At 71.1% G+C, this 25194-nt stretch carries 25 protein-coding genes and 1 pseudogene; 13 read left to right on the top strand and 13 right to left on the bottom strand.

The features are described 5' to 3' along the window. The 7 genes and pseudogenes from DLJ59_RS38205 to DLJ59_RS04390 all read left to right on the top strand — a co-directional run. Positions 1 to 303: pseudogene (locus tag DLJ59_RS38205) on the top strand (nitrate- and nitrite sensing domain-containing protein); the annotation flags it as partial. After that, entirely contained in the window at positions 303 to 725 is a 423-nt protein-coding gene (locus DLJ59_RS04415) for a roadblock/LC7 domain-containing protein (protein ID WP_124771230.1), read from the top strand. The pseudogene DLJ59_RS38205 and the gene DLJ59_RS04415, both read left to right, overlap by 1 nt. Continuing rightward, a complete protein-coding gene (locus DLJ59_RS04410) occupies positions 715 to 1104 on the top strand; it encodes a DUF742 domain-containing protein (protein WP_124771229.1) in 390 nt (129 codons plus the stop codon). The genes DLJ59_RS04415 and DLJ59_RS04410 overlap by 11 nt, the downstream gene beginning before the upstream one ends. After that, positions 1085 to 1687: a GTP-binding protein gene (locus tag DLJ59_RS04405; RefSeq protein WP_124771228.1), complete on the top strand. Its 603-nt coding sequence runs from the start codon at positions 1085 to 1087 to the stop codon at positions 1685 to 1687. Before DLJ59_RS04410 ends, DLJ59_RS04405 begins: the two co-directional genes overlap by 20 nt. A gap of 87 nt (positions 1688 to 1774) precedes the next feature. Then, positions 1775 to 2812, top strand: a complete 1038-nt coding sequence (locus tag DLJ59_RS04400; protein WP_208648547.1) for a lactonase family protein — start codon at positions 1775 to 1777, stop codon at positions 2810 to 2812. A 156-nt stretch (positions 2813 to 2968) separates the two neighbouring features. Next, on the top strand, positions 2969 to 4723 hold the full coding sequence (locus DLJ59_RS04395; protein ID WP_124771226.1) for a substrate-binding domain-containing protein: 1755 nt from the start codon (positions 2969 to 2971) through the stop codon (positions 4721 to 4723). A 217-nt stretch (positions 4724 to 4940) separates the two neighbouring features. Next, positions 4941 to 6422 (top strand): sugar transferase, encoded by a 1482-nt coding sequence (locus DLJ59_RS04390; RefSeq protein ID WP_124771225.1) that lies wholly within the window; start codon positions 4941 to 4943, stop codon positions 6420 to 6422. 7 nt (positions 6423 to 6429) lie between these two features. Here the strand turns inward: DLJ59_RS04390 and DLJ59_RS04385 are convergent, their stop codons facing one another. After that, on the bottom strand, positions 6430 to 7560 hold the full coding sequence (locus tag DLJ59_RS04385) for a PP2C family protein-serine/threonine phosphatase (RefSeq protein ID WP_124771224.1): 1131 nt from the start codon (positions 7558 to 7560) through the stop codon (positions 6430 to 6432). 58 nt (positions 7561 to 7618) lie between these two features. Here DLJ59_RS04385 and DLJ59_RS04380 point away from each other — a divergent pair, with 58 nt between their 5' ends. Further along, positions 7619 to 8284 (top strand): MarR family winged helix-turn-helix transcriptional regulator, encoded by a 666-nt coding sequence (locus DLJ59_RS04380; protein WP_244235820.1) that lies wholly within the window; start codon positions 7619 to 7621, stop codon positions 8282 to 8284. Positions 8285 to 8400: 116 nt separating this feature from the next. On the opposite strand, the gene DLJ59_RS04375 is transcribed toward DLJ59_RS04380, so the two are convergent. Further along, positions 8401 to 9639 (bottom strand): ROK family transcriptional regulator, encoded by a 1239-nt coding sequence (locus tag DLJ59_RS04375; RefSeq protein ID WP_208648546.1) that lies wholly within the window; start codon positions 9637 to 9639, stop codon positions 8401 to 8403. Between the two features lie 78 nt (positions 9640 to 9717). Between DLJ59_RS04375 and xylA the strand changes: the two genes are divergently transcribed. From xylA to DLJ59_RS04360, 3 genes are all read left to right on the top strand, one after another. Further along, entirely contained in the window at positions 9718 to 10905 is a 1188-nt protein-coding gene (xylA, locus tag DLJ59_RS04370; protein WP_124771222.1) for a xylose isomerase, read from the top strand. A gap of 9 nt (positions 10906 to 10914) precedes the next feature. Continuing rightward, entirely contained in the window at positions 10915 to 12342 is a 1428-nt protein-coding gene (xylB, locus tag DLJ59_RS04365; protein ID WP_124771221.1) for a xylulokinase, read from the top strand. A 94-nt stretch (positions 12343 to 12436) separates the two neighbouring features. After that, a complete protein-coding gene (locus tag DLJ59_RS04360; protein ID WP_124771220.1) occupies positions 12437 to 13870 on the top strand; it encodes an MFS transporter in 1434 nt (477 codons plus the stop codon). Between the two features lie 161 nt (positions 13871 to 14031). Here the strand turns inward: DLJ59_RS04360 and DLJ59_RS04355 are convergent, their stop codons facing one another. The 5 genes from DLJ59_RS04355 to DLJ59_RS04335 form a co-directional block, all read right to left on the bottom strand. Continuing rightward, positions 14032 to 15705 carry a glycoside hydrolase family 13 protein gene (locus DLJ59_RS04355; protein ID WP_124771232.1) on the bottom strand — a complete coding sequence of 558 codons (1674 nt, stop codon included), beginning with the start codon at positions 15703 to 15705 and terminating at the stop codon, positions 14032 to 14034. 31 nt (positions 15706 to 15736) lie between these two features. Then, complete coding sequence (locus tag DLJ59_RS04350) at positions 15737 to 16783, bottom strand: LacI family DNA-binding transcriptional regulator (protein ID WP_124771219.1); 1047 nt, start codon at positions 16781 to 16783, stop codon at positions 15737 to 15739. A gap of 66 nt (positions 16784 to 16849) precedes the next feature. Continuing rightward, positions 16850 to 17818 carry a carbohydrate ABC transporter permease gene (locus DLJ59_RS04345; protein ID WP_124771218.1) on the bottom strand — a complete coding sequence of 323 codons (969 nt, stop codon included), beginning with the start codon at positions 17816 to 17818 and terminating at the stop codon, positions 16850 to 16852. 1 nt (position 17819) lies between these two features. Continuing rightward, on the bottom strand, positions 17820 to 18866 hold the full coding sequence (locus DLJ59_RS04340) for a carbohydrate ABC transporter permease (protein ID WP_124771217.1): 1047 nt from the start codon (positions 18864 to 18866) through the stop codon (positions 17820 to 17822). A gap of 66 nt (positions 18867 to 18932) precedes the next feature. Next, a complete protein-coding gene (locus tag DLJ59_RS04335; protein WP_124771216.1) occupies positions 18933 to 20276 on the bottom strand; it encodes an ABC transporter substrate-binding protein in 1344 nt (447 codons plus the stop codon). A 251-nt stretch (positions 20277 to 20527) separates the two neighbouring features. On the opposite strand from DLJ59_RS04335, the gene DLJ59_RS04330 reads away from it, so the two are divergent. Beyond that, positions 20528 to 21301 carry a M23 family metallopeptidase gene (locus tag DLJ59_RS04330; protein ID WP_124771215.1) on the top strand — a complete coding sequence of 258 codons (774 nt, stop codon included), beginning with the start codon at positions 20528 to 20530 and terminating at the stop codon, positions 21299 to 21301. 51 nt (positions 21302 to 21352) lie between these two features. Here the strand turns inward: DLJ59_RS04330 and DLJ59_RS04325 are convergent, their stop codons facing one another. The 5 genes from DLJ59_RS04325 to DLJ59_RS04310 all read right to left on the bottom strand — a co-directional run bounded on the left by DLJ59_RS04325 (position 21353) and on the right by DLJ59_RS04310 (position 23761). Further along, a complete protein-coding gene (locus tag DLJ59_RS04325; RefSeq protein WP_124771214.1) occupies positions 21353 to 21847 on the bottom strand; it encodes a TspO/MBR family protein in 495 nt (164 codons plus the stop codon). 136 nt (positions 21848 to 21983) lie between these two features. Next, the gene (locus tag DLJ59_RS36535; RefSeq protein WP_007464364.1) at positions 21984 to 22127 is read right to left on the bottom strand and encodes a GPGG-motif small membrane protein; all 144 of its coding nucleotides are present in this window, start codon (positions 22125 to 22127) and stop codon (positions 21984 to 21986) included. Next, positions 22118 to 22894, bottom strand: coding sequence for a metallophosphoesterase family protein (locus DLJ59_RS04320; protein ID WP_091405690.1), 777 nt, complete (start codon positions 22892 to 22894; stop codon positions 22118 to 22120). The genes DLJ59_RS36535 and DLJ59_RS04320 overlap by 10 nt, the downstream gene beginning before the upstream one ends. Positions 22895 to 22904: 10 nt before the next feature. Further along, positions 22905 to 23180 (bottom strand): BON domain-containing protein, encoded by a 276-nt coding sequence (locus tag DLJ59_RS04315; protein ID WP_124771213.1) that lies wholly within the window; start codon positions 23178 to 23180, stop codon positions 22905 to 22907. Further along, on the bottom strand, positions 23177 to 23761 hold the full coding sequence (locus tag DLJ59_RS04310) for a nucleotidyltransferase (protein WP_124771212.1): 585 nt from the start codon (positions 23759 to 23761) through the stop codon (positions 23177 to 23179). Before DLJ59_RS04310 ends, DLJ59_RS04315 begins: the two co-directional genes overlap by 4 nt. A 176-nt stretch (positions 23762 to 23937) precedes the next feature. Between DLJ59_RS04310 and DLJ59_RS04305 the strand changes: the two genes are divergently transcribed. Beyond that, a complete protein-coding gene (locus DLJ59_RS04305) occupies positions 23938 to 24606 on the top strand; it encodes a dTMP kinase (RefSeq protein WP_124771231.1) in 669 nt (222 codons plus the stop codon). Here the strand turns inward: DLJ59_RS04305 and DLJ59_RS04300 are convergent. Then, the coding region (locus DLJ59_RS04300; protein ID WP_124771211.1) for an SDR family oxidoreductase at positions 24591 to 25194 on the bottom strand (604 nt) is incomplete at its 5' end. The genes DLJ59_RS04305 and DLJ59_RS04300 overlap by 16 nt on opposite strands.

Genomic DNA, 25194 nt, shown 5'->3' with positions numbered 1-25194 from the left:
GTGCGACGTCGTACCCCCGCCGCCCAACCCCGGTCGACTGTCAACGACACGCCGTCACCCCGTTCGCCGGAGGAGGTCCGCCAGGTGATGGCGGCGCTCCAGGCCGGGACGGCGCGCGGCCGTGCCACCGCCATCACTCCGACGCCACGGCCGACGTCGACGGGCCCGGTGGCGACGAGCGGTCCGGCAGCGTCGAGCGGCCCGGCGGCGTCGAGCGGTCCGGCAGCGTCGAGCAGCCCGGCGGATCCCACCGACCCGCCGACGACCCCCGAATCACCGACCGCGACTGAGAGGGACGCCTAGTGCGGCATTCGACGAAGCAGAGCGACGGTCTCGACTGGTTGCTCGACGAGCTGGTGCAACGGGTTCCGGCAGCCCGGGAGGCGGTGGTGCTCTCCGCCGACGGCCTGCTGCTCGGCTGTTCGGCCGAGTTGGATCGTTCCGACGCCGAGCACCTCTGTGCGCTCGCCGCCGGCTTCTCCAGCCTGGCCCGGGGTGCCAGCCGGCACGTGGACGGCGGCCCGGTGCGGCAGACCGTGGTGGAGATGGAGGCCGCGTACCTCTTCGTCACCACCGCCGGGCAGGGCGCCTGCCTGGCCGTGGTGAGCGACGCCGACGCGGACATCGGGTTGGTCGCGTACGAGATGGCGATGCTGGTGATCCGGGTGGGGGAGAGCCTCGCCGCGCCGGCCCGATCGGCAGCGGGCACCGGAGATGCGGACTGAGCCGCCCGGGCCGCAGCACGAGTGGCTGGACGGTGACGCCGGCCCGGTGATGCGCCCGTACACGCTCACCGGAGGCCGGGTACGCTCCGCCGTCGACAAGTTCAACCTGGTCGCGTTCGTGCTGGCCGGTTCGGACGTCGACGCGGCGAGCCACCCGCACCTGCTGCCGGAGCATCGACGGCTGGTCGCGTTGGCCCACCGGCCGGTGTCAGTGGCCGAACTGGCAGCCGAGTTGGACCTCGCGGTCGGCGTGGTCCGGGTACTGCTCGGTGATCTCCTCGCCGAGGGCCTGGTCGCGGTGCACGAGCCGCCGACCGCAGGCCTTCTTCCCGACGACGACATCCTCAAGGCGGTGGTCAGTGGACTCCGTGCGCTATGACCAGGTGGGCACCAGCACCACCATCCCGCTGGCACTGAAGATCCTCATCGCGGGAGGCTTCGGGGCTGGCAAGACGACCTTGGTGAGCGCCCTGAGCGAGGTCCGTCCTTTGCAGACCGAGGAGGTGCTGACCGGCGCCGGGATCGGCACCGACGACATCTCCGGCGTGGAGGGCAAGTCCACCACCACGGTGGCGATGGACTTCGGCCGGATCACCATCAACGACGACCTGCAGGTCTACCTGTTCGGCACGCCGGGTCAGGACCGGTTCTGGTTCCTCTGGGACGAGCTGGCCTTCGGCGCGCTCGGCGCGGTGGTGCTCGCCGACACCCGGCGGCTGGCCGACTGCTTCCCGTCCATCGACTACTTCGAGCAGCGCGGCATCCCGTTCGTGGTGGGCGTGAACTGTTTCGACGGCTCCCGCCGGTTCAACCTGGAGACCGTACGCCGAGCGCTCGACCTGGACCCGGAGGTGCCGATGGTGCTCTGTGACGCCCGGGACCGGCAGTCCGGAAAGATGGTGTTGATCTCTCTGGTGGAGCACGTCGCCCGACAGCGCGGCGAACCGGTGCCGGCCGCCTGAGAACCAAGCCGGAAAGCTGGTTAACGGGCGGGCAACGCGGGCAGCCTCTGGTTGGATCAACGGAGGATGCCGGCGGAGGAGTGGTACGTGAACGGTCAGGGTGAGGTCGTCCACATCGGGGGTTACACCGCGCAGAGTGGTGGACGGGGCAGCGGCATCGTCGCGGCACGTCGCGACCCGACCACCGGGGCGCTGACCCCACTCGGCACGGTCGCGGTCACCCCGTCCCCCTCCTTCCTGACGAGGCACCCCACCCAGCCGGTGCTCTACGCGGTCAACGAGCTGACCGACGGGGAGATCAGCGCCTGGCAGGTCGGCGCGGACGGTGCGCTGGACCCGCTCGGCAGCCGGTCGACCGGCGGCGCCGAGCCCTGCCATCTGGCGGTGCTGCCCGGCGGTGACCACCTGCTGGCGGCCAACTATGGCAGCGGCAGCATCGCGGTCTTCCCACTCGACCCGCAGGGCGTCCCCGGCGAGCGCACCGACCTGGTGGTGCACGAGGGGCACGGTCCCGACCCGGAGCGCCAGGACCACGCCCACGCCCACATGGTCTCGCCGGGAGCGGGCCGAGGGCCGACCTTCGCCGTGGATCTCGGCACCGACTCGGTCTACCGGTACGACCTGGACGCGGCGACCGGACGACTGGTGCCCCGTGCGCCGCGGATGCGTACGACGCCGGGCACCGGCCCCCGGCACCTGGCCCGGCACCCGGACGGGCGGCGCTGCTACCTCGTCGGTGAACTGGACGCCTCGGTCACCGCGTACGAGCTGACCGACGACGGCGCGTTGCATCAGCGCGGGCGGGTCGAGGCGAGCGAGCGGGCCGGTCACGTCCAGCCGTCCGAGGTCGCGGTCGCCCCGGACGGCCGTTTCCTCTACGTCGCCAATCGTGGGGTGGGGACGCTGGCGGTCTTCACCCTGGTCGGGGAGTTGCCCGAGCTGGTGGCCGAAGTGGACACCGGTGGCGAGTGGCCTCGGCACTTCGCCCTGATCGGGGAGCACCTGTACGTCGCCGACGAGCGGGCGGACATGGTGCGGGTGTTCCGGCGCGACGCTGACACCGGAGTCCCGGAGGCGGTCGGCGAGCCGGTGCCGGTGCCGAGCCCGACGTGCGTGCTGCCCTGAGCGTCGCATGCGGACGTGAGGGTGCCACTGGTTTGGCAACGCCACGAGGCTGCCACGTCACTCTGTGTTGCAAAAAAGGGCCGAACTGTTTCTCCTGCGTAACTTTAGTCCGAACGGATGTGGCAGAGACGGCACCTAGTACGCAAGATGGTCACCGTGTCAGCAGGCCGCCATCGCATGCGTTCGAAACTCCACCTAGCCGCCGCCGCCGCAACGGTGGGGGTGCTCGTCGTGACGACGGGCGCGTGGTTCGGCTACCGGGAGTTGATCCAGCCCAGTTGCTCGGGGGAGATCCGGCTCGCCGTGGCGGTCGCTTCCGAACTCGCGCCGGCGGTGGACGCCGCCGCGTCGCAGTGGGTGAAGGATGGCGCCGCGGTAGGCCCGACCTGCATCCGGGTCGACGTCTCCGCGTCCGACCCGGTTGATGTGGCGGCCGTGGTGGCGGCCAAGCATGGCGCCGTGCTGGCCGGCGTGGGGCAGGCCAGCGGCACCGCCGTCAGCCCGGACGTCTGGGTGCCCGACTCCTCGACCTGGCTGCTGCGGTTGAAGAAGGACGCGACGGCGTTCGCTCCGACCAACGGCGCGTCCATCGCGCGGAGCCCGATCGTCGTCGCGATGCCCGAGCCGATCGCCACCCGGCTCGGCTGGCCGGACAAGAAGTTCAACTGGACCGACCTGCTCAAGCAGGTCAACAGCAGCACGCCGCTGCGGACCGGGATCGTCGAGCCGACCCGCGACGCGGCGGGCCTGTCCGGTCTGCTCTCGCTGACCGCCGCCGCCAGCGCCGCAGGCGGCGACGCCCAGCGCAACACCGTCGGCGCGCTCCGCGCACTGGCCACCGGCCGCTCCTCGCTCCGCAACGACCTGCTGGCCCGCTTCCCGAAGTCCAACGACGCGACGTCCATCGCCAGTGGCCTCGGCGCGGCGGCGCTGTCCGAAGAAGACGTGATCGCGTACAACAACCAGAAGCCGCCGGTGTCGCTGGCCGCGCTCTACATGGAGCCGGCGCCGATGCCGCTGGACTACCCGTACGCGGTGCTGCCCGGCATCGAGCCGAGCAAGGCGTCGGCGGCCCGGGTGCTGTTCGAGTTGCTCACCAGCCCCTCGTTCCGTGACCGGCTCGCCGCGCAGTCGCTGCGCGCGCCGGACGGCAACTGGGGCGAGGGCTTCAAGGCGCCACAGGGTGCGCCGAGCCCGTCCGGCGGCGCGCCCACCGCACCGGCGAACGGCGGCACCGCCGCGGGTGGCCTGGACCCGGCCGCCATCCAGCGGGTGGTCTCCAGTTGGTCCATCGCCACCCAGTCCGGTCGGATGCTGGCCGTCATCGATGTCTCCGGCTCGATGAAGGACAAGGTGCCGAGCGCCAACAACCGCAGCCGTGAGGAGGTCACCGTCGACGCGGCCCGCCGCGGCCTCGGCCTCTTCGACGACTCCTGGTCGATCGGTCTGTGGACGTTCTCCACCAGGCTGGTCGGCAGCCGGGACTACCGGGAGCTGGTCCCCATCGGCCCGCTCTCCGGCCAGCGGGGCCAGTTGGAAGGCGCGCTCGCCACCATCAAGCCCTCCAGCGGCGACACCGGCCTCTACGACACCATGCTGGCCGCGTACCAGGCGGTGCAGGAGAACTGGCAGCCCGGCCGGGTCAACTCGATCGTGCTGTTCACCGACGGCAAGAACGAGGACGACAACGGCCTCAACCAGCAGCAGCTGCTCGGCAAGCTCAAGCAGCTCGCCGACCCGGAGCGGCCGGTCCAGGTCATCATGATCGGTATCGGTGAGGGCGTCAGCAAGGCAGAGCTGGAGTCGATCACCAAGGTGACCGGTGGCGATGTCTTCGTCACCAAGGACCCGAGCGAGATCGGCAGCATCTTCCTCAGCGCCATCGCACGGCGTCCGCCAGCCCCGCGCTGATCTGACGCTCAGACGTCGAAGGGTCTGCCGCACCCGTCGATTCGGTGTGGCAGACCCCTTTTCGGCCGCCAAGTTGTTGAAGAAAAGTGACGGCAATACGTCGGAAGCAATCGGCAGTCATAGTTGTCAAGGCAGGATGTCGACTGTTCCGGCATAGTCGGTCCGCCTCCGGTCCGACCCGTTGGCCGGGGCCATCCTGTACAGAGTGGGAGGGCCGGTGAGCGTGGCGACACTGTTGACCCCCGCCACGTCGGCGGAGCCCGACGGTCGACGCGCCGGGCTGGTGGCGCGAGCCGACGAACGGTCCTACGTTCGGGTCCTGGTGGTGCTGGACACCACCATCCTCATCATCGCGTTGCTGATCGGGTACGTCGCCCGTTTCGGTGAGGGCGAGCCGACCGGCTCGGAGATCCCGTACGTGCTGGTCGCCCCCGGGCTGGTGCTGGCCTGGCTGATCTCGCTCAAGGCGCTCGGCTGCTACGACGACCGGGTGATCGGCTACGGGGCGGACGAGTACCGGCGGGTCAGCTCCGCCAGCCTGCGTCTGGCCGGGGCGATCGCCATCATCGGCTACATCGCCGACGTCGGAGTCTCCCGGGGCTTCCTCGGCATCTCCTTCGCGGTGGGCACCGTCGGGCTGGAGGTGGCGCGCTTCGCCGCCCGCAAGCGGCTGCACCGGGCCCGCTCGGTCGGCGCCGGCTGGTCCCGGAAGGTGCTGGTGGTGGGCGACACCGCGCACGTGCTGGAGCTGGTCCACACGTTGCGCCGCGAGCCGTACGCCGGCTATCAGGTGGTGGGTGCCTGCATCCCGGACGCGCTGCTCGCGCCGGTGGCGCAGCGGCTGGGTGACGTGCCGGTGGTGGGGTCGTTCCGGGGCATCCCGGAGGCCGCCACCGCGATCGGCGCGGACACGGTCGCGGTGACCGCCTCCGGTGAGCTGACCGCGACCCGGCTGCGCCGCCTCGGCTGGCAGTTGGAGGGGACCGGCGTCGACCTGGTCGTGGCACCCGCGCTGACCGACGTCGCCGGCCCGCGGATCCACACCCGCCCGGTCGCGGGCCTGCCGCTGATCCACGTCGAGGCGCCCGAGTTCCGCGGCGTCCGCAAGCTGGTGAAGGGTCTCGTCGACAGGTCCGTCTCGTCGCTGGCGCTGGCGGTCCTGCTGCCGCTGATCGCGTTCATCGCCCTGGCCATCAAACTGGACAGTCGAGGTCCGGTGCTGTTCCGGCAGGTCCGGGTCGGCCGGGGCGGGCAGGAGTTCGGCGTGTTCAAGTTCCGCACCATGGTGGTGAACGCCGACGCGCTGCTCGCCGAGTTGACCGCGCGCAACGAGACCGACGGCCTGATGTTCAAGATGCGCCACGACCCCCGGGTGACCCGCGTGGGCCGGCTGCTGCGCAAATGGTCACTGGACGAGTTGCCGCAACTGGTCAACGTGCTGCTGGGTCAGATGAGCCTGGTCGGGCCCCGCCCGCCGCTGCCCTCGGAGGTGGCCCGCTACGACGGTGACGTGGCCCGGAGGCTGCTGGTCAAGCCCGGCATGACCGGCCTGTGGCAGGTCAGCGGTCGCTCCGACCTGAGCTGGGAGGACGGCATCCGGCTCGACCTCTACTACGTGGAGAACTGGTCCCTCACCGCGGACCTCACCATCCTCTGGAAGACCTTCGGCGCGGTGGTGAACGGCCGCGGAGCGTACTGACCACCGGTCACGGTTGCGGGCCGGTCCAGTCCAGGCAGACGACCACCGCGTCGTCGACCAGGTCACCGGCCACGAACGCGCGCAGATCACCGATCAGCGACCGGACGGCGTCCAGGGGTGCCATCGGCCCGGTCCGCCGCAGGAACCGGTCCAGTGCCGTCTCGCCGTAGCGGGTGTGCTGCCCGGTGGCCTCCACCACCCCGTCGCTGACCACGAAGACCCGGTCGCCGCGCTCCATCGGGAACGTCTGCTCGCGGTAGTCGGTCGCCTCGAACATGCCCAGCGGGAACTGCGCCTCCAGCGGCTGCTCGGTGACCTCGCCGCCGCGTAGCAGGACCAGTCGGGGCGACCCGGCGTCCACCACGGTCATCATCCCGGAGCGCAGGTCCAGCTCCATCAGCAACGCGGAAATGTGCTGCTCGCCCCGGTACAGGTCGTAGATGGCCTGATCGGCGAGGGCGGCCTGGTCGGCCAGGCTCAGCCCGGCCCGACGCGCGTTGCGCAGCGCGTGGGTGGCCAGCGAGGTGAGCAGGGAGGCGGCCACGCCCTCGCCGGTGCCGTTGATGGTGGACAACCAGAGCTGTTCCCCGTCGTCGGACCAGTCGAAGCTGTCGCCGCGCACCGCGTACGCCGGCTCCAGTTGCCCGGCCAGGCTGAACGAGGGACGGATCCGGCTGCGGCCGGGGAGCAGGTCCCACTGCATCTCGGCGGCCAGGGTGAGGCGTTGGCTGCGCCGGGCCGTCCGATAGACGTCGGTGCCGGCGGAGACCGCCGCCACCTCGTGCGCGAGCGCGGTGGCGATCTGGGCCAGCGCGGTGACGACCTCCTGGTCGTCCGGCACGGGCGACAGGCGCAGCACGCCTCGGCGCTCGCCCCGCATGGTGACCGGCATCCAGGCGATGCCGTCGGTCACTATCGGCGACTGGTGGTCGAAGGCGCGCCAGGCGGGGTGCCCGGGGCTCGTGATCGAGTCACCGTCGGTGAGTGGCAGCAGCTCCGCGAGCCGGTAGTCGACCTGGTAGAGCTCGGCCTCGGTGATCCCGTACGACCGGGCGAGCACGTTTGCGATACCACCGACGAGCCGGTCAGCTGGTGTCTCGTTCAGGGCACGTCGTGCCCGATCGACCGGTTTGCTCATCGTCACTCCCTCGGTGAAAGCTCGACCACCAGTGGGTTCGGAGTACTCTCGGGCCACCATGGCCGAACTGAACCGTCCGACGGACCCCGAGACGAGTATGGCTGCCGCGCTGGACGCGGCGGCTGCTGCCCTGCTGGGGATCTGGGAGTCTGCCCGGGAGGGGACCGCCAACCGCGTCTCCGGCGCCCAGTTACGGGCGGTGATGGTGGTCGAGCAGGCCGACGGGATCAACCTGCGTCGGCTCGCCACTCGACTCGACATGCTGCTCAGCTCCGCCAGCCGTCTCTGCGACCGGCTGGTCGCCGCCGGCATGCTGGAGCGCGAGCCGGGCCGCTTCGACCGGCGGGAGATCTCGCTGCACCTCACCCCGGAGGCCCGCCGGCTCCTCGCCGAGCTGCGGGCCGACCGGCAGGCCCAACTCGCCGCCGTGCTGACCGGGATGAGCCGGGAGGGCCGCGACGCGCTGCTGCGCGGGTTGCGGGAGTTCGACGAGACCGCCCGCCGCCAGCAGACGCAGAAAACGGCGACGCCCGGCGAGCCGACGGGCGAGGGAGGCTGGCCGGACGACCCGGACCGTCCCGGTGGGCGGTCGGGGGACTGGCCGGCCGATTCGGCTCGGCAGACCCGCCCGGTGTGGACGGGCGCTACGGGCAGCCCGGAAGGATCGGGCGGCCTCGCCCGAGAGTGGCCGGCCGGCGACCCGCCGGTGGCGCGTACCGCCTGACCACGCCGGACCGCCTGATCACGCCGTACCGCCTGACCACGCCGGACCGCCTGATCACGCCGGACCGCCGGTCACGCCGGCGCGACCGGCCCGTCGGTCGCGGCGCGGGGTGGCGTTCAGCCGGAGCGGGCCAGCCAGCCGGCGGGCTGCGCGATGATCCGGCGCGCGACCGAGCCGGCGGCACCCACCGCGGCGGCCTCCGCGCCGAGCGTCGACGGCCGGACCGTGACCGGCGACCAGGCGGCGGTGAGCACCCGGGCGTCGATCTCGGCGAGGACCGGGGGGCACAGCCAGGGTGCGAGCGCCGCGTAACCGCCACCGAGCACCACGGTGTCCAGGTCGAGCAGGTTGACGACGCCGGCCACCGCGACGCCGAGCGCCGTTCCGGCGTCGCGCAGCGCCCGCAGCGCGTCGGGGTCGCCGGCCTCGGCCAACTCGGCCAACCGGGCGGTCCCGGTGTCCGCGGGAAGCTCCGACCGGGCCAGCCCGGCGGCGGACACGATCGCCTCCTGGCCGGCGTACTGCTCCAGGCAGCCCTGCCCGCCACAGCGGCACGGGCGGCCTTCGGGGTGGACCGGAAGGTGCCCGATCTCGCCGCTCCACCCGCGTACGCCGCGGAACAGCGCGCCGCCCAGCACGATGCCGGCGCCGATGCCCACCTCTCCGGAGATGTGCAGGAAGCTGGACGGGCCGGGTGGTTGAGAGTGCAACTCGCCGAGCGCGGCGAGGTTGGCCTCGTTGTCCACGGTCAACGCTGGGACTCCGGGCACCTGCTCGATCAGCGGGGGGTGCTCGGCGAGCAGCGCGGGCACCGGCACGTCGCGCCAGCCGAGGTTCGGCGCGAGTCTCACCAGCCCGGCGTCGTCCACCAGGCCGGGCACCGCGAGCGCGGCCCCGACCAGGGTGAGGCCGTGCCGGGCGGCGTCGTCGCGGGCTGCCCCGGCCATCTCGACCAGGCGGGCCAGGGCGTCGGCGGGGGCCACCGGGCGCAGGTCGGCCCGGTGCACCGTGCGGTGCCGGACCTGGCCGGCGAGGTCCACCACGCAGACTGCCAGGTAGTCGACGTTGACCTCCAGGCCGAGCCCGGCCGGCCCCTGTTCGGCCAGGACCAGTCCGCGCGCCGGGCGGCCGGCGCCCGAGCGGGGCGCGGGGTCGGATTCACTGACCAGTCGGCCGGCGAGCAGGTCCTCGACCACCGCGGAGACGGTGGCTCTGGTCAGGCCGGTCGCGGTCGCCAGGTCGGCTCGGGAGGGAGGTCGGTCGGCTGCGGCGATCCGACCGAGGACCAGGGCGAGGTTGAGCTCGCGCAGACTGCCCTGACGGACTGCGCCGGCCGGGGCGTGGGTGAGGCTCACCCCTTGACAGTGCCATAGGGTGGGCAAATAATTCAATCGCTGAACAAATAGCGGACAACACCACCCCGGAGGTCGCTCATGGCACCCCGTCCCACCCCCGCCGACAAGTTCTCCTTCGGGCTCTGGACCGTGGGCTGGCAGGCGCGCGACCCGTTCGGTGACGCCACCCGTCCCGAGCTCGACGCGGTCGAGGCAGTGCACCGGCTCGCCGAGCTGGGCGCGTACGGCATCACCTTCCACGACGACGACCTGATCCCGTTCGGCGTCGACGCGGCCACCCGGGACCAGCACATCGCCCGGTTCCGCAAGGCCCTCGACGAGACCGGCCTCGTGGTGCCGATGGTCACCACCAACCTCTTCACCCACCCGATCTTCAAGGACGGTGGCTTCACCAGCAACGACCGCGACGTCCGTCGCTTCGCGCTGCGCAAGGTGCTGCGCCAGGTCGACCTGGCCGCCGAGCTGGGCGCGAGCACCTTCGTGATGTGGGGTGGCCGCGAGGGCTCCGAGTACGACCTCGCCAAGGACGTCCAGGCCGCCCTGGACCGCTACCGCGAGGCGGTGGACCTGCTCACCCAGTACGTGATCGACAAGGGCTACAACATGCGGTTCGCCCTGGAGCCCAAGCCCAACGAGCCGCGCGGCGACATCCTGCTGCCCACCATCGGGCACGCGCTCGGCTTCATCTCCCAGCTGGCCCACCCGGAGATGGTCGGCCTCAACCCGGAGGTCGGCCACGAGCAGATGGCCGGGCTCAACTACGCCCACGGCATCGCCCAGGCGCTCTGGCAGGGCAAGCTGTTCCACCTGGACCTCAACGGCCAGCGCGGCATCAAGTACGACCAGGACCTGGTCTTCGGCCACGGTGACCTGATGAACGCGTTCGCCCTGGTGGACCTCCTGGAGAACGGCGGCCCCAACGGTGGGCCGACCTACGACGGGCCACGGCACTTCGACTACAAGCCCTCCCGTACCGAGGACATGGACGGGGTGTGGGCCTCCGCGGCTGCCAACATGAGCACCTACCTGCTGCTCAAGGAGCGCGCCGCGGCGTTCCGCGCCGACCCCGAGGTGATCGAGGCGCTCGCCGCCAGCAAGGTCGGCGAGCTGAGCACCCCGACGCTGGGCGACGGCGAGGGCTACGAGGAGTTCCTGGCCGACCGGTCCGCGTTCGAGGATGTCGACGTGGACGCGGTGGCCGCCCGGGGCTTCGCCTTCGTCCGGCTCAACCAGCTCGCCGTCGAGCACCTGCTCGGCGCCCGCTGAGGCCCCGCCATGCCGTTGGTCGCAGGCGTTGACTCGTCCACCCAGTCCTGCAAGGTGGTGATCCGGGACGCGGAGACCGGTGCCCTGCTCCGGCAGGGCCGGGCACCGCACCCGGACGGCACGGAGGTCGACCCGGAAGCCTGGTGGCAGGCGCTTCGTAGCGCCGCGGACCAGGCCGGCGGGTTGGCCGACGTGGCGGCGGTCTCCGTCGCCGGCCAGCAGCACGGCATGGTGTGTCTCGACGAGGACGGCCGGGTGGTCCGCCCGGCGCTGCTGTGGAACGACACCCGATCCGCCGACGCCGCCGCCGACCTCATCGAGGAGGCCGGCGGCGGCTCGGCCGGGAGTCGGTTCTGGGCGGAGGCCACCGGCAGCGTTCCGGTGGCCAGCTTCACCCTGACCAAACTGCGGTGGTTGGCCAGGCACGAGCCGGAGCTGGCGGCCCGGGTGGCCGCCGTCTGCCTGCCACACGACTGGCTGACCTGGCGGCTGGCCGGCGCACCGGGGTTGGGCGCGCTGCGCACCGACCGGGGCGACGCCAGCGGCACCAGCTACTGGTCGCCGGCCACCGGTGACTACCGACTGGATCTGCTGGAGCAGGGCTTCGGCCGGCGGTTGGTGGTGCCCGAGGTGCTCGGTCCGGCCGAGTCGGCGGGAAAGCTCGCCGACGACCTGGGTGGGTCGGGTGGCGCGCTGCTCGGCGCGGGCACCGGGGACAACGCCGCTGCCGCGCTCGGTGTCGGCGCCGGGCCGGGTGACGTGATCGTCTCGATCGGCACGTCCGGCACCGTGTTCAGCGTCGCGGACGTGCCGGCGGCCGACGAGAGCGGCGCCGTGGCGGGCTTCGCCGACGCGTCCGGTCGTTTCCTGCCGCTGGTTGCCACGCTCAACGCCGCCCGGGTGCTGGACGCCGCCGCCGCGATGCTCGGCGTCAACCTGGACGAGCTGGCCCAGCTGGCGCTCTCCGCGCCAGCCGGAGCGGACGGGCTGGTCATGGTGCCGTACCTGGAGGGTGAGCGGACGCCGAACCGGCCCCTCGCCACCGGTGCGGTGCACGGGCTGACCCTGCGCACCTCGACCCCCGCGCACCTGGCGCGGGCCGCCGTGGAGGGCATGCTCTGCGCGCTCGCCGACGGCCTGGACGCGTTGACCGCTCAGGGTGCCGTTGCCCGCCGGGTCATCCTGATCGGCGGCGGGGCCCGGTCGGCCGCGGTGCGTCAGATCGCCCCGCAGGTCTTCGGTTGCCCGGTCGTCGTCCCGCCCGCCGGCGAGTACGTCGCGGACGGGGCCGCCCGGCAGGCCGCATGGGTCGCCCTGGGTGGCGACGCGCCACCGACCTGGGCGCTCGAGGGCACCGAGGAGTACGCGGCAGCGGCCGTCCCCATGGTCCGCGACCAGTACGCCGCGGCCCGCGGGTTGGTGCTCGACCGGCGCTGAGCGTCGGGATCGACACGGGGTGGGTGCGGGTCCACGGTGACCGGCACCCACCCGCGTGACGGGCTCGTGCACGGAGTCTGGTTGGCTGCCGGTCATGACGGTGACGAGTGGCGGGCCCGGCCTGCGCCCGCACGGTCGGGGCGGCGGGCCGGCGCACCGGTTGTACAGCGTCGTGGTGTTCGTGTTGCTCGCCTCGCTGGACAACGTGGCGATCGGGCTGGTCCCCCCGCTGTACGGCCCGATCTCCGACGCGTTCGACGTGTCCGGGCGGCTGCTCGGCGTGGTCACCGCGGTCAGCTTCCTGGTCAGCTCGGTCGCGGCCGTCGGCTGGGCGTACGTCGGTGACCGGACCAATCGCAAGCCGCTGCTCATGGTGGGCACGCTCCTCTGGGCGGCGGGCACCGGAGGTAGCGCGTTCGCCGGCGGCTACCTGACGTTCCTGACCGCGCAGCTGGTCGCGGCGGTCGGCCTCGGCGCGGTCGGCTCGGTCGGCTTCTCCGTGGTCACCGACCTGATCTCACCGACCCGGCGCGGGCTGGTGATGAGCTTCTGGGGGCTCTCCCAGGGGGTCGGAACCCTCGCGGGCACGCTCGTCGGCGGGCTGCTCGGGGCGGCCGACTGGCGGCGGCCGTTCCTGCTGCTGACCGGCGTCGGCCTGGTCGCCACGGTGGCCTACTTCTTCACGTACGACATTCGGCGCGGCCAGAGCGAGCCGGAACTGGCCGGCAGGCTGGACGCCGGTGCCGACTACGACTACCGGATCAGTCGCGCCGACCTGCCGCGCATCCTGGCCCGGCGGACCAACCGGTGGCTGATCCTGCAGGGTTTGACCGCGCAGGCCGCGTTCGGCTCGCTGGTCTGGCTGCCGGTGCTCTTCGCCGAGCGGGCCGAGGCCCAGGGTTACTCGACGTCGACCGCGGTGGTGGTGGGCAGCGTCTTCGCCACCCTGTTCCAGCTCGGCGGGGTGCTGTCCATCGTGGGTGGGCTGATCGGCGACGCGGTGCAACGGCGTACGCCGCGAGGGCGGGCACTTGTCGCCTCGGTCGGCATCCTCGCCGCGCTGCCGTTCTACCTGGTGTTGTTCTTCGTCCCGGTGACCATCGACGTGCCGGACGGTGCGAGCGGCGGCGCGGTGATCGGTGCGGTGTTGGCCAGTGTGTTCACCGAGCCGTCGGTCGGGCTGAGCCTGCTCACCGCGATCGTGGCGCTCGCGTTGACCTCGGCCAACTCGCCGAACTGGTTCGCGTTGATCGCCGACGTCAACCCGCCGGAGCACCGGGGCACTGTCTACAGCCTGGGCAACCTCGTCAACGGTGTCGGTCGCGCGGCCGGCAACGGTTTGGTCGGGGTGGCCTTCCAGGCACTGCGAACGGCATTCCCGCCACCGCTGAACTTCGCCGTCGGGCTGGCCGCGTTCCAGCTCTTCTTCATCCCGACCGGTGTCATGTACTGGCTCGCCTCGCGGACCTCACCGGCGGACATCGACAACGTGCACGACCTGCTCCACAACCGAGCCGACCGCCTCTGACCCCCCCCCGGCGCCCGGCCGGACCGGTGGGCGGCGGCGGAGGGCGAGGTGTCCCGCGAGCGCCGTGAACCGTCTACGACATCAGCTCCGAAGCGATCCGGCCCACCCCCGCCGCCCCGGTCGGGGCCATGGTCGGCGGGAATGGGCCGGTCGGGTTGGGGTCAGCCGCGCAGCCACACCGTCACGTCTGTCGGGACCGCGCCGTCGTCGTCCAGCGGTGCGCTGGCGGCGAGCACCTCGGCGCCGGCCGGCACCGGAACCGGGGCGGCACCGAAGTTGGTCAGCACGGTCAGCTCACCGTTGCGGAGGCTCAGCACCTCGTCGCCGGAGGACAACCACTCCAGGGTGCCTCGGCCCAGCCCGTGGGCACGGCGCAACCGCAGCGCCGTGCGGTACAGCTCGTACGTCGAGCCGGGCACGTCCCGCTGGCGGTCCAGCGCGTACTCCGCCCAGAGCGCGGGCTGCGGCAACCAGCTCGCGTCGGTCGGCCCGAAGCCGTACGACGGGGCGTCGGCCTCCCACGGGATCGGCACCCGGCAGCCGTCCCGGCCGCGCTGGGTGTGCCCGCTGCGCGCCCAGGTCGGGTCCTGCCGGGCCTCGTCGGGCATCGTGGTGTGCTCGGGGAGCCCCAGCTCCTCGCCCTGGTAGAGGTACGCCGAGCCGGGCAGCGCGAGCATCAGCAGGGTGGCCGCCCGGGCCCGGCGCAGACCGAGCGCCGCGTCCGGCTGCGGGTCGCCGATGCCGATGCCGTTGGGGCGTACGGTGCCGACCGGCAGGCCGAGCCGGGAGGCGTGGCGCACCACGTCGTGGTTGGAGAGCACCCAGGTGGTCGGCGCGCCGACCGAGTCGGTCGCCTCCAACGAGCGGGTGATCACCGCGTACTGGGCCGGTGCGGTCCACGCGGCGAGCAGGTACTCGAAGTTGAACGCCTGGTGCATCTCGTCCGGGCGGACGTAGCGGGCCAGCCGCTCGGCCGGCTCCACCCAGGCCTCGGCGACCAGCACCCGCTCACCGGGGTAGCTGTCCAGAACCTGCCGCCACTGCCGGTAGATCTCGTGCACGCCGTCCTGGTCCCACATCGGCGGACGAGGCTTGTCGATCTCGTTGCCGGAGAGGATCTCCTGGGGCTCCTGCCAGTCGGCCAGGTCGGCCTGCTTGATGAGGCCGTGGGCCACGTCGACCCGGAAGCCGTCCACCCCGCGGTCCAGCCAGAACCGCAGCACGTCCAGGAACTCCGCGTGCACCTCCGGGTTGTCCCAGTTGAGGTCCGGCTGCCCGGTGTCGAACAGGTGCAGGTACCACTGGCCGGGCTGCCCGTCGGCGTCGACAGTCCGGGTCCAGGCTGGACCACCGAAGACGCTCTGCCAGTCGTTCGGCGGCTGGTCGCCGGCCGGGCCGCGGCCGTCCCGGAAGATGTACCGGGACCGTTCCGGGCTGCCGGGCGCGGCCGGTAGCGCGGCCTGGAACCAGCGATGCGCCGAGGAGGTGTGGTTCGGGACCAGGTCGACGATCACCCGCAGGTTGCGGGAGCGGGCCTCGGCGATCAGCTTGTCCGCGTCGGCGAGGGTGCCGAACAGCGGGTCGATGTCGCGGTAGTCGGCCACGTCGTAGCCGGCATCGGCCTGCGGTGAGGGGTAGAAGGGGGAGAGCCACACCGCGTCCACGCCCAACTCGACCAGGTGGTCGAGGCGGGCGGTGATGCCGGGCAGGTCACCGATCCCGTCCCCGTCCGAGTCGGCGAACGAGCGGGGGTAGATCTGGTAGATGGCGGCCTCGGTCCACCAGCCGGTGGCCGGTTGACCGGAGGAGGTCTGCTGCGTCGGGTCGGTGTTCAGGGTCGTCTCCCGTGGTGCGGTGTTTGGAATTTCAGTGTGCCCGGGGCGGCGCTGTCGAATCCCGGACCACCAATCGGGTGGGCAGGACCACCGGAGTGTCGCAACCGGCGCCCCGTTGACTGACGACCGGACCCGGCGGTCGGGCCCCGAGCGGGTCGAGCAGCATCTGGGCGGCGAGCCGGCCCTGCTCGGCGGCGGGCTGGGCGACGGTGCTGAGCCCGAGCACACCGGCCAGGTCGTGGTTGTCGATGCCGACCACGCTGACGTCCTGGGGCACCCGCAGCCCGACGTCGCGCAGGGCGGACATCGCGCCCATCGCCATCTCGTCGCAGGCGGCGACGATAGCGGTCGGCGGCTCGCCGCGGGCCAGCAGCTCGGCGGTGGCCCGGTTGCCGCCGTCGATGGTGAAGCTGGACTCGACGTCCAGGGTCGGGTCGGGTCGCAGGCCGGCGGAGCGGAGCGCCGCCTGGTAACCGCGGCGTCGGTCGAGGTGGGTGGTGTAGGCCAACTCGTCGTCCGGATCGCCGGAGATGTGGGCGATCCGGTGGTGGCCGAGGTCGATCAGATGCTTGGTCGCGGTCCGCGCGGCAGCCACGTCGTCGATCCGTACGCACGGCCAGTTGGGCACGCGGCTGCCCGAGCTGATGGTGACGCCGGGCAGTTCCAGGGTGGCCAGCGCGGTCAGGTCGGCCGGGCGCAGCGGGGTGGCGACCAGGATCATGGCGTCCACCCGCTTGTGCAGGTTGGCCGTACGCAGGACCCGCTGGCGGACCTGCTCCCGGCCGCCCAGGTTGTAGAGCAGCAGGTCGTAGCCGGACTGGTGGAGGTAGTCCTCGACCGCCTCGACGACGGTGCTGAAGAACCAGCGGGTGATCCGGGGGACGACCACCGCGACCGTGCCGGTGCGACCACCGGCGAGCCGGGACGCGCTCGGCGAGACCTCGTAGTCGAGCTGCTCGGCGGCGGCGAGCACCCGGCGCCGGGTGGCGGCCGAGACCGTCGGCAGCCCCCGCAGGGCTCGCGAGACGGTGGCCGTGGAGACCCCGGCCAGCCGGGCCACATCATCGATCCTCGTCACGGTTTCCCCCGCTCGGTGCCCGGTGCCCGCCGCCGCCCGAGGGGCCAGGCGACGGCGGGCGCGCGGTCAGCCCTTGACGCTGCCGGCGAGCAGACCTCGCACGAAGAAGCGCTGCAGGGACAGGAACACGATGAGCGGTACGACGATCGACACGAACGCTCCGGCGGTCAGCCGTTGCCACTCGTTGCCCCGGGTGCCGGCCATCTCGGCGAGCTTGACGGTGAGCGGGGCGGTCTCGTCGCCACCGCCGGCGAAGATCAGCGCGACCAGCAGGTCGTTCCAGACCCAGAGGAACTGGAAGATGCCGAACGCCGCCAGCGCCGGGGTGATCAGCGGCAGCACGATGGTGCGGAAGATCTTCGGGTGGGTGGCCCCGTCGACCCGGGCCGCCTCCATCAGGTCACCCGGCAGTTGCGAGATGAAGTTGTGTAGGAGGAAGACGGCGAACGGCAGCGCGAAGCAGGTGTGCGCGAACCACACCTGGGCGAACTTCTGTTCGTCGACGAGGTCCCAGGCCGGCATCAGGGTGACGCCGCCGAGGGTGACGCCGGTCGAGAAGAACTTCAGCAGCGGCACCAGGGCCATCTGCAACGGCACGATCTGCAACGCGAAGATCGCGATGTAGACCCAGTCCCGGCCGCGGAAGTTGATCCAGGCGAGCGCGTACGCGGCGAGGCAGGCGAAGGCGAGCGGGAAGAGCACCGACGGGATGGTGATCGCCAGCGAGTTGATGAAGGAACCGGCGAGTTGCCCGGAGGAGGCCGACCGGCCGAACAGGACCTGCTCGTAGTTCTCGAGGGTGAACTGCGGGTTGGTGAAGGCCGTCCACCAACCGGTGGTCTTGATCTCGTCCTCCGGGCGGAGGGAAGAGATGAGCAGGCCGAAGGTCGGGATGGTCCAGACCACGGCGATGACGATCGAGACGAGCGTCGCGGTGCGGCTGTTCAACCGCTTGCGGACCCGGCCGGCAGTGGTGGTCGGGGTGCCGTCGGTCTTCTGGGCGCCAGCGGCGACGGTGGGCGTTGCGGTCGTCATCTCAGCCCTCCCGCTGCTGACGGAGGTTGCGGATTTGGTAGATCACGACCGGGATGACCAGGATGAAGAGGAAGACCGCGAGCGCGGAGCCCTGACCGTTCTGGCCGTACCGGAACGCCTGGTTGTACATCTCGCTGGCGATCACGCTGGTGTCGTAGTTGCCGTTGGTCGAGGTCCGGACGATGTCGAAGACCTTGAGCGTGGCGATCGTGAGCGTCACCCCCACGACGATCAGCGCCGGCCGGATGCTCGGCATGGTGATCCGCCAGAACATCTGCCACGGGCTCACGCCGTCGAGCCGGGCGGCTTCGACGATGTCGCCGGGGATCGCCTTGATCGCCGCGGAGAGCACCACCATGGCGAAACCGGCCTGGATCCAGATCATGATGACGATCAGCAGCAGCGTGTTCAGTGGCGATTCCAGCAACCACTGCTTCGGCTCACCGCCGAGGCTGACCACGATCTGGTTGAGCAGACCGATCTGGTCGCCCTCACCCCGGTAGGCGTAGACGAACTTCCAGATGATGCTGGCGCCGACGAAGGAGATGGCCATCGGCAGGAAGATCAGTGACTTGGCCACCGCCTCGAACCGGGCCTTGTCCACCAGCACGGCGTAGATCAGGCCGAAACCGGTCGCCACCAGCGGGACCAGGACCACCCAGATCAGGGTGTTGATCAGGACCCGGACGATCGAGCCTTCAGAGAACATCCAGCTGTAGTTGCGCAGTCCCACCCAGTTGGTGCTGCTTCCATCCATCAGGGAGAGCAGCGTGGTGCGAATGGCCGGCACTACCAACCCGACAGTGAGCAGCAGCACCGTCGGCAGCAGGAAGAAGAGCGCGAAGAGTCCCTCTCCCTGCTTGCGTCGGCGGGGGAGCGGGGCGCCACTGACGGACGCGGCGACCAGTTGCGCCTCCCGGCGCCGAGCGAACCAGGCCGGCACCACGTCGAGAAGCAGGAGCAGACCGCCCACCACCGCGACGAAAGCGATCAGCCCGTACATCAGCATGAGGAACTTCGGCTGTTCCTCAGCGAAGTCGAACTCCATCGACCCTCCCAGGTCCAGATCCGCCGGTGGGCCGGCCCGCGGGTGCGGACCGGCCCACCGTTCAGATCACTTCCAGCTGCTCTCGATGCCCTGGAGCACCGACGCGGTGTCCTTGCCGTTGATCCACTCGACCATGCCCTTCCAGAACGTCCCCGCGCCGACCGCTGCCGGCATCAGGTCGGATCCGTCGAAGCGGAAGACGCCGGTCTTGTCCTGCAGGATCTGGACGGAGAGCTTGTCGATCGGGCTGGCGACGTTGGCGATGTCCAGCTTGTTGTTCGCCGTGACCCAGTTGCCGAGCTTCGCGCGGCTGTTGACGTACTCAGCCGAGGCGAGGTAGGTCTGCACCGCCTGCACCTCGGGGCGGTCGGTGAAGCCGACGACGAACTCGCCCGCGCCGAGCACCGGCTTGCCCTTGGCCGTGTCGATGGCCGGGAAGTAGAAGGCGAACGCGTCGCCGTCCTCGGCCACCTTGGTGCCCTCGGGGAACTGGTTGGCGTAGAACGACGCCTGCCGGTGCATGGCGCACTTGCCGGTGGTGACCGGCAGGCCGGCCTCACCGAAGGCGGTGGTGCCGATGCTCTTCACCCCGCCGAAGCCGCCGTTCATGTACTTCTCGTTCTTGAGGATCGTGCCGGCCCGGTTCACCGCGTCGACGATCCGCGGGTCGTTGAACGGGATGGCGTGGGTGGTCCACTGGTCGTAGACCTCGGGGCCCTGCGTACGCAGGATCACGTCCTCGATCCAGTCGGTGGCCGGCCAGCCGGTGGCGTCACCGGACTCGATGCCGGCGCACCACGGCTTGACGCCGGTCGCCGCGATCGTGTCGCTGAGCTTGATCATGTCGTCCCAGCTGGTGGGGACCGTCCAGCCCTTCTCCTTGAAGAGCTTGGGCGAGTACCAGACGAAGGACTTCACGTTGGCGCCGAGCGGCACACCGTAGAGGGTGCCGTTGACGGTGCCGTACTTCAGCCAGTCGGCCGGCAGGTTCTGCTCGGCCATCGTCTTGGTGTCGGCACCGAGGGACTTCAGCTTGCTGGCGTCGGCGAACCGCTTGACCAGGCCCGGCTGGGGCACGAAGGCCAGGTCGGGCGCGTTGCCGCCGTCGACCCGGACCGGGAGCTGCGCCTCGAACTCGGCGTTGCCCTCGTAGTCGATCTCGATGCCGGTGCAGTCCTCGAACGTCTTCCAGGAGTCCCTGAGCAGGTCGGCCTCTGCGTCACGGATGGACGCGTAGATGGAGACCTTCTTGCCGTCGTGGCCCTCGTACTTGTCGTATGCGGCGCACTCCGCGGAACCCGCTTTGCTGCTCTTCTTGTCGTCGCCGGTACCGCAGGCGGTGGCGCTGAGCGCCAGCCCGATTACACCGGCGATCACGAAGGCCTGGCGTGGTCTGGTAAAGACCGCCATGCCGTCCTCCTTCCTAGCCGGCGCGGTCGTGCTGGTGACCCGTCGCCGGTCCGATTGGGCGTGCACACATGTAAGCGCTTGCATCCGGCCGGGTCCACCCCCTGTCAGACACGAGCGAGTAACAATCCGGAAACCTGCAGGCTGCCTGGTGGGCGCGGTAGCGGGGGCACGCTGCGGACTCTTTCGAAGATTGGCGATATCTGTCAGGCTAGGCGCAAGGGATCGAAGGTTTTCAACATAGGAGGAGCTGTATGCGAAAGCGGTGGATCAGCCTGCTGGTGACGGGTCTCTTGGTCGGGGGAGCACTGACGCCGGCGACTCCCGCGCTGGCCGCGCCGACCTTCCGGGTGCCGTTCCCGTGCGGTCAGTCCTGGTCCGGGCAGACCCGGTCGGACCACAGCCCGGCGTACGCGATCGACTTCAACCGCACCAACGACTCCGGCGACCCGGTGGTCGCCAGCGCCCCCGGCACCGTCGACCGCGTCACCGACCTCGGCGGCACCAGTTACGGCAAGTACGTCCGAATCAACCACGGCGGCGGTTACAGCACCTACTACGCGCACCTCAGCGGCTTCAACGTCTCGGTCGGGCAGACGGTCGGGTACGGCAAGGTGATCGGCTGGGTCGGCAGCACCGGGGGATCGACCGGCCCCCACCTGCACTACGAGCAGCGCCTCAACGGTGCCGACATCCAGGTCCGCTTCAACGGCGGCCTCGCGCTGTACTGGGGAACCAAGAGCTACACCAGTGGCAACGGGTGCTCCTCGGGCAGTGGCAACGGCACTGTCGACACCAGCGGCACGCCGCTGACGGTCCGCTCCGGCCCCGGCACCGGGTACGCCTCGGTGGGCACCGTCGCCGACGGCACCCGGGTGACCATCGCCTGCCAGACCAGCGGCACTACTGTCACCGGCACGTACGGCACCAGCTCGATCTGGGACCGGATCGGCTCCGGCCGCTTCATCGCGGACGCGTACGTCTACACCGGGTACGACGGCTACATCCCGAACGTCCCCCGCTGCTGATCCGGCGACGGCCACGGTCCCCGGCGGGCGGCGCCGCCGGGGAGCGGTGGGTCAGGCGTTCAGCCGCCAGATCGACAGGTTCAACGCGGCGGCGAAGGTGACCCAGGCCCAGTACGGCAGCAGCAGCGCCGCCGCCACCCGGGACACCCGGGAGAACAGCAACACGGTCAGGCCGATCGCCAGCCACATCAGCACGATCTCGGCGAACGCCAGCCCGTATCGCCCCGCGCCGAAGAACAGCGGGGTCCAGATCGCGTTGAGCACCAGTTGGGCGGTCCACGCCCAGAGGGCGGGGGAGAAGCCGACCCGCCGCCACACCAGCCAGCCGGCCACCGCGATCAGTGCGTAGAGCAGCGACCAGACCGGGCCGAACAGCCAGGACGGCGGTGCCCAGCCGGGCTGTCGCAGGCTCGCGTACTCGTCGGTGGTGCCCTGTACGCCCAGCCCGCCGATCGCGGCCGCGACGACCACCGCCGCCGCGAAGCCGGCGAGGGCCCACCAGGCGCGTCGACCGGACGTCGCCGGCGTGCCGTGAGATGTCTCCATGGTTGGGGTGTTTCCTGCCTGGTACGCGTCAAAACACCAAAAAGCGCCGGGATCGCTGCGGCCGGTGCTCCTGTCGGGAGGACGAAGCTCCGGTCACGGCGACCCCGGCGGGTCCCGGTGTTACGGCTGACGAACGCTAATTGAAGATGCTGACACCACCCGGGCCGACCAACAGCCCGACGACGATGAGGACGATGCCCCACAGGATCTGCCGGCGGAAAAGCGCGAGAATACCGGCGACCACGAGTACGACTGCGAGAATCCAGAGAATCAGCTCCATGACCTCTGACTACCCGACTGGCCGATCGGGGAAACCTGATCGGTGTCGAGTTGATCGCCAACGTGAAAGACGCTGTACGCCTGCTTGATCACCGGGTGCGCCACGTTGCGGACGCGTACCCCGCCGGGGGTCGTGCCGCGTTCGGTGCCGGCGTGCGCGTGCCCGTGCACGGCCAGCGCCGTGGGTGCCGAGTCGATCGCCTGCCCCAGCTGGTACGACCCGAGGAACGGGTAGATCTCCAACGGTTCGCCGGCCAGCGTGTCCGGCACCGGCGAGTAGTGGGTGAGCGCGACCAGCATGTCGCAGTCCAGCGAGCGCAGCGCCGCACCGAGTCGGTCCGCACTGTCGGTGGTGGTGCGCACGAACGCCTTCATCTCCGGCTCGCCGAAGTCACTCGCGCACCGGCCGGCGAATCCGCCGCCGAAGCCCTTCACGCCGGCGATGCCGAGCCGACCACCCGCGCAGTCCAACACGACGCCGTTGCCCTCCAGCACTGTGATGCCCGCGTCCTCCAGCACCTTGACCACCTGTGGCACCTGGTCACACTGGTGGTCGTGGTTGCCCAGCACGGTCACCACCGGTACGGCCAACCCGCCGAACTCCTCGGCCACGCAGCGTGCCTCGGCCTCGGTGCCGTGCCGGGTCAGGTCCCCGGCCAGCAGCAGCACGTCGGCGCACTCCGGCAGCTCCTCCAACGCCGGTCGGAACCGGCCGACCACGTCCTCGTCCAGATGCACGTCGCCCACGGCGGCGATCCGGATCACCATGGAACCTCCCTCAGGGCAGTTGCTCGATCTCCGTGGGCGCCTGGGTGCGGATCACCCCGATGTCGCTGGTGATCGGCACGTCCGGGAAGCGCTCGGACACCAGACGCAGGATCTCCTCCCGCCGGTGCGGGCTCTCCACCTCGCCGTACAGGACGAGGGCGCGTTCCCGTCGGATCACGGTGATCCCCTGCTCGGCGACGGCGGGATCCTCGACGAGCAACCGCTGGATCTCCGCCTCGACGTACTCGTCTGGTGGCGCGGCGCCAATGTCGCGATGGTGGGTCACGATGTCCCCTCTCCTGGCTGGGTGCCGGCGGCCGACACCACCTCCAGCCGGTCCAGCAGCACCAGGAACGCCTCGGCGTACGGCGAGTGCTGCGTCTCCTTGCGTACCCGTTCCCAGTCGATCTGCTCCCGCAGCGAGCGGGCCAGCGGCAGACCGCGGGCGAAGTCGCAGTAGTGCTGGGAGAAGCTGAGCAGTTTGTGCACCATCAACTGGGTGGCGGACAGCACCGGCATGTGAATCGCGTCCACCGGCCGGATGACCGTGTCGGCGAACGTCTCCTCGGTCACCGGCGTCTCGATCGGCCGGTGGATGAGGTCCACCATCCGGCCGTCGTCGAAGACCTTCACCAGCCAGTCCTCCGGTGGGCGCTCCGCGACGAAACCGGCGGCCACCAGAGCCTCCAGCGCCTGTTCCACGTCGGCCTCGCGGATCAGGAAGTCGACGTCGTGTTCGCTGGAGTGGCCGCCGTGGGCGTAGACGGCGAAGCTGCCGCCGAGGGCGAACGGAATCTCGGACTGCTTGAGCACGGCGGCGACCTTCTTGAGGGTGTGCACAAGACTCTCGTCCCCGCGCTCTGCCATCTGTTCCTCCGTCGTCGTGTTGGTACCGGCGGTTGGATTCCAATCCGTACCCGGCATTCCGGTCGGCCACACCTGCCGGTGTCGCGCTTGGGTGCCAACAGGGATGAAGTATGACAAACCTCGCGGAGTAGGTGCGGGGGTCGGATAACCTGTGGAGAGTGGCCAGATCATCGGGGATGCGACGACGCCAGGCCCGATTGCGCACCGTCGCCCTGATCGGCATCGACGGTTCGGGCAAGACCACTCAGGCACACCGGCTGGCCGACGCGCTCACCGCCGCCGGGCGACCCGCCACCTACCGCCGCAACGCCAGTGGCCGCCGCTGGCTCGGTCGGCTCGCCCACCGACTCGGCCGGCCGGACGCGCAACGGCTCGTCGGGCGCGACGGCGTACTGGCAGTGGAGTCGGTGCTGCGCTGGCTCGCCATCGCCGTCGCCCTGATCAGTTGCCTGCTCACCGGTCGGACTGCGGTGATGGACCGCTACTCGGCCTGCCAGTACGCGAGCATTCGCGCGCACGGTGGGCAGCGCTGGGAGCGGCTCGCCAGGGCCGGCTACCGGCTGTTCCCGACCCCGCAGGTCACCTTCCTGCTCGCCGTCGACCCGGCGGAGGCGTACCGGCGCATCGAGGAACGCGGCACCGACCACGAGACGATGGGGTGGCTGACCGCCGCCGACACCGCCTATCGGGCACTGCCCGAATACCCCAGCTTCGTGCTGGTGGACGCCGGCCGCCCGGCCGAGGAGGTGACCGAGCAGATTCAGGCCCACCTGGAGACCTGGCTACCGCCGTCCGCGCCGCCCGGGGATGACCTCGGCCCGGTGGTGGCTCAGGCCCGCCCGTAGACCGGAACGGTGGCGCCACTGGTCGGGGCGGACTCGGCCGACGCGAGGAACCGGATCACCGGCGCGATCTCGTCCGGCGTCACCCAGCGGGAATGGTCGGCGTCGGGCTGGGCTGCCCGGTTCGCCGGGGTGTCGATGACGCTGGGCAGCACGGTGTTGCAGCGCACGTTGTGCGACCGGTACTCCACAGCGACCGCGTTGGCGAAGGCCAGCACCGCCGCCTTGGCCGTCGAGTAGCCGGCCGCGCCCCGGAACGGGGCGACCGCCGCGCGGGCGGAGACGCAGACCACCGCGCCGCCGCCGGCCGCGACCAGGTGCGGCAGCGCGGCCTGGGTGACCAGGTAGGTCGGCCGCAGGTTGACGGTGAGCATCCGCTCGAACTCCTCGACCGGGGTTTCGTGCACCAGCCCGCCGCTGGCGTACCCCCCGACCAGGTTGACCACCGCGCGCAGCGGTGCCGCCGGTTCCCCGACGGCGGCCTCGACCGCCCGCGCCACGCCTGTCGGGTCGGCCAGGTCCGCGACGACCCGGAGCAGTCCGGACGCCGCCGGCTCCGACCCGGGTCGGGCTTTCCGCTCCGGTACGACC

Source organism: Micromonospora inaquosa (assembly GCF_003857055.1).
GTDB classification, from domain to species: Bacteria; Actinomycetota; Actinomycetes; order Mycobacteriales; family Micromonosporaceae; genus Micromonospora; species Micromonospora inaquosa.
This window is presented reverse-complemented; position numbering and strand designations above follow the sequence as displayed.